Raw genomic sequence first — 4,145 nt, forward strand, 5'->3', positions numbered from 1 at the left:
CCCATGCGGCGTACGACCGCCAATCGTCTCGATCCCGCTCACCGACACGCCCTCACGAATCGTGACGTTGGGCAGCAGTCGTACCTTGTCGCGCAGAACCCGCTCGATCAGGATCCGTGAGCCGTAGACCATCGTCAGGGCCCCCTGCTTGCGTGGTGCCCAACCGGGGCCTTCGAGGTAGGCCGTGTCCATGGACGCCACGAGGTGCAGACCGCCGGCCGCGATCAGGTCGTCCTCGAAGCCCGGGAACAGGTCGTTGATGGCACGGCGCCCCGAGTTGAGCAGGAAGTGCGGATGCTTGCTCTGCGGTACGCCGCGTCGGTGCTCGGCATCGGGCGGCAGCTGGTCGCGCTCGAGAACAAGCACCTCGTCGAAGTGCGGAGCCAGCGCACCCGCGGCGCAGAGCCCCGCCATGCTGCCGCCGAGAACCACTGCCGTCCGTCCCAGGCTCATATGACCCTCCTAGTCGGCCGTGCGGTACCGCCCCCGGTGAAACAACAGCGGCTTTGCCGCGTCGCCCTGCCCGAGGTCCTCGACCCGGCCGATGACCAGGTAGTGGTCGCCGGCCTCGTGGACGGCGTGCACCGAGCAGTCCACCCAGCCGACGGTGTCGTCGATCCGCGGCATCCCGCTGCTCGTCGGTTGCCAGGCGACTCCGTCGAACTTGTCCTCCGCCAGTGACGCGAAGCTGTTCGACAGGTCGGCCTGATCGGCGGCCAGGAAGTTCACGCAGAACTGGCGGGTCTGGCGGATCGCTGCGAAGGCGCGGGAGTTCTTCATCGGCAAGAAGGCGACGAGCGGCGGGTCCAGCGAGACGCTGGTGAACGACTGGCAGGTCATGCCGACCGGGGTGTCCTTCTGGAGGGTGGTGACCACCGTGACACCGCTGGCGTACTGCCCGAGCACGTCGCGGTACGTCCGGGCGGCGGCCTGCGCGTCCTCACCGTCGATGTGGACGACCTCGCCCGGACGCCACGCGAACATGTCGTGATCGCCGCCCAGGAAGGAGTCGATCAGCTCACGGGGCGGCCAGGACGCTGCGGCGTCCGGGCTCATGCCCTCCGGAACATCTGCGTCGGTCGCGGGCTCCACTGTGGCAGTCCCCCTCAGCCCGACTGACCGAACACGTGTCCCCAGTAGGACACCGCCGTCGACTCCCGCGCCACCCAGCGTTCGTCGTTGACGGTCAGGCCCTCGCAGCCGAACTCGATGTCGAAACCGCCGGGTGAGCGGACGTAGAAGGACACCATCTCGTCGTTCATGTGGCGGCCGAGGGTGGCCGAGAGCGGGGCCTTGTGCTTGCGCACTCGCTCGAGGGCGCGGCCGACGTCGTCCAGCTGCTCCACCTCGAACATGATGTGCACGCACCTGCTGGGGTTGGGCATCGGCAGGAACGCCAGCGAGTGGTGCCGCGGGTTCACCCCGAGGAAGCGGAGCCAGACCTTCGACCCCTCCTCCTTGCCCACGAACTCGCCGGGCATCGACATGGAGTCGCGAAGCCGGAAGCCCAGAACGTCGCGGTAGAAGTGCAACGCCTCCACGTCGTCGTCCACGGGGATGACGACGTGGCCCATCCCCTGCTCGCCGGTGACGAACCGGGCGGCGTACGGCGTCACCACCGGGCGCGACTCGTAGGTGATGCCATGGAACAGCTCGAAGGCGTTGTCGAACGGATCGACGAACCGGATCATCTCCTGGACCCTGCGTTCGGCCAGCTCCTCCGGCGTCCCCTCGGTGAAGTCGACCCCCGACTTGCCCAGGCTCTCCCGGGCCGCCTGCAGCGCCTCGTGGTCGGCGAGCTCCCAGCCGACACACTCCAGCCGGTCCACGTCGGACGGGAAGACCACCAACCGACTGGAGACCTGGTCGATCCGGAAGTACAGGTTCTCCTCGGTCGGCCCGCGGCCCTCCGCTAGCCCGAGAACCTTGGTGCCGAAGTGTCGCCACGCCTCCAGGTCAGTGGACGCGACGCGCGCGTAGCCCATCGATCGGATGTCGATCATGACTTCTCCTTCCGCTCGACGTGTCGTGCCAAGAACGCCGTGCTGACCTGCCGGAACTCCTCGGCCGCCTCGATCTGGGCCCAGTGCCCACAGTTCGGGAAGACGTGCAGCGAAGCCCTGGGGATCATCTTCAGCGCCACCAAGGCACCGTCGAGCGGGTTCACCCGGTCCTCGCGTCCCCAGGTGAGCAGGGTCGGCCGCTGCAGCTGGTGCGCGTCGCGCCAGAGCAGGCCGTCCTCGTAGGTGTCCGGATTCCAGAAGGACATACCCATCGACTGCATGGCCTCCTGCGCCCCTGGCGCTGTCGCGTCGGCGAGCCGCTCCGCGACCAGCTCGTCGGTGACGAGGTCCTGGTTGACCACCATGGTGGAGATGAACGCCCGCATCGCCTCCTCCGACGGCGCGCCGGAGAACTCCATGAGTCGCTTGACGCCCTCGGTCGGATCGGCGTGTAAGAGGTTCAGGCTCAGCCCGCCCGGCCCCATCAGCACGAGCCGGCCCACCCGCTCCGGGTAGAGGAGGGCGAACCGCATCGCGGTGCCGCCGCCCAAGCTGTTGCCGAGCAGGTGGAGGCGGTCGATGCCCAGCTCGTCGAGCATGTCCTTGACCGCCTCTGCGGCGAAGCGGAAGTAGTTGCCGACGATGGGAGGCTTGTCGCTCCGCCCGAACCCGGGCTGGTCGACGAGCAGCGTCCGGAAGTCCTCGGCGAAGCCCGGCAGTGCCGGTCCGAAGTTCGACCACGCCGATGCACCCGGTCCGCCTCCGTGCAGCATCACCAGCGGCAGCCCGCCGCCCATGGAAGTCGGCTCGCCGGCCTCGTAGTAGTTGAGGGTCAGGTCACCGGCCTTGGCGGAGCGCAAGGTCGACTCGCGATCGAGGCCGGCCATCAGTACATTCCCGGGTCGACCTTGTGTCCGAACTCGTACATGCCGTACATCTGCAGCGCACGCTCGGGGTCGTTGGCCGCGTGCACCCGGCCGGCGTGCGCATCCCGCCAGGCCCGCTGGAGGTAGGTGCCGTTGGCCAGCGCCCGGCCACCCGAGGCCTCGAAGAGCTCGTCGATGGCGTCGATCGCACGCTGGGTGCCCAGCACCTGGTCACGGCGGACCCGCAGCCGCAGGGACAGTGGGATTTTCTCCCCTTTGGCCACCAGTGCCTGCTCCTCGTGGATGTTGGCCATGCACAATGCCCAGGACCCGTCGATCTCGCTGGAAGCGCGAGCGATGCGCACCGCGGCGAAGGGGTCGGAGGACGCCTTCTCACCGGCGTAGGCCGCACGCACCCGTTTCTGCTGCATCTCCACGTGCTCGGTGTACGCACCGCGGGCCATGCCGATGATCGGCGCGGTGATGGTGGTGGTGAACAGCGAGTGGAACGGCAGCCGGTAGAGCTCGCCGGGGTTCTGCTCCTGTCCCGGGCCGCGGCAGCGGCCGGTGTCGCTCATCGAGAGGGTGAACTCCTCCGGGATGAACGTCTCCTCCACCACGATGTCGTTGGATCCGGTGCCGGACAGGCCGACCACGTTCCAGACGTCGACGATGTCGTACTTCTCCCGCGGCACCATGAAGGTCTTGAAGTCGACGATCTGGCCGTCCTCGTCGGACACCAGGCCACCGAGAAGCACCCACGTCGCGTGCGCCGAGCCCGAGGAGAAGCTCCAGCGCCCCTGCAGCATGTAGCCGCCGTCGGCGACGACGGCCTTGCCGGTAGGTGCGTACGACGAGCTCAGCCGGGTGGAGGTGTCCTCTCCCCACACGGCCTGCTGCGCGTCGTCGTGGAACAGCGCGACCTGCCACGGGTGGACGCCGAGCACCGAGCAGATCCAGCCGGTCGAGCCACAGGCGGACCCGATCATGCTCACCGCGGTGTAGAAGTCGATCGGATCGCCCTCCAGTCCGTCGAAACGCTCGGGCTGCAGCAGCCGGAAGAACCCGGTCTCCTCCAGCTCCTTGACCGACGCCTCCGGAACCTGGCGCAGCCGTTCGGTCTCGTCCGCGCGCTCGCGGAACGCGGGCAGGAGGTCTCGTACGCCGTCCAGCACAGCCTGGGTCATCACCGCTCCTCGAAAGTCCGTGCCGCCAATACTAGAACACGTTCTAGTAGGAAGTCCATTGGCTCCCGCAGTCACACGGTGGACGAACG

4 protein-coding genes and 1 pseudogene are annotated in these 4,145 nt (G+C 68.1%); all 5 read right to left on the reverse strand.

Annotation, left to right across the window (positions count from 1 at the left end; translation table 11 throughout):
* Window positions 1-453: pseudogene (locus ACRDPN_RS00650) on the reverse strand (hypothetical protein); the annotation flags it as partial.
* 9 nt (window positions 454-462) lie between these two features.
* Window positions 463-1,092, reverse strand: a complete 630-nt coding sequence (locus ACRDPN_RS00655) for a flavin reductase family protein (RefSeq protein ID WP_431445388.1) — start codon at window positions 1,090-1,092, stop codon at window positions 463-465.
* A gap of 14 nt (window positions 1,093-1,106) precedes the next feature.
* The gene (hsaC, locus tag ACRDPN_RS00660) at window positions 1,107-2,003 is read right to left on the reverse strand and encodes an iron-dependent extradiol dioxygenase HsaC (RefSeq protein ID WP_431445389.1); all 897 of its coding nucleotides are present in this window, start codon (window positions 2,001-2,003) and stop codon (window positions 1,107-1,109) included.
* A complete protein-coding gene (gene hsaD, locus ACRDPN_RS00665) occupies window positions 2,000-2,890 on the reverse strand; it encodes a 4,5:9,10-diseco-3-hydroxy-5,9,17-trioxoandrosta-1(10),2-diene-4-oate hydrolase (RefSeq protein WP_431445390.1) in 891 nt (296 codons plus the stop codon). Before hsaD ends, hsaC begins: the two co-directional genes overlap by 4 nt.
* Window positions 2,890-4,056, reverse strand: coding sequence for a 3-hydroxy-9,10-secoandrosta-1,3,5(10)-triene-9,17-dione monooxygenase oxygenase subunit (hsaA, locus tag ACRDPN_RS00670; protein ID WP_431445391.1), 1,167 nt, complete (start codon window positions 4,054-4,056; stop codon window positions 2,890-2,892). The genes hsaD and hsaA overlap by 1 nt, the downstream gene beginning before the upstream one ends.
* Window positions 4,057-4,145 lie beyond the last annotated feature (89 nt).

Source organism: Aeromicrobium sp. (genome assembly GCF_050700635.1).
Lineage (GTDB): Bacteria > Actinomycetota > Actinomycetes > Propionibacteriales > Nocardioidaceae > Aeromicrobium.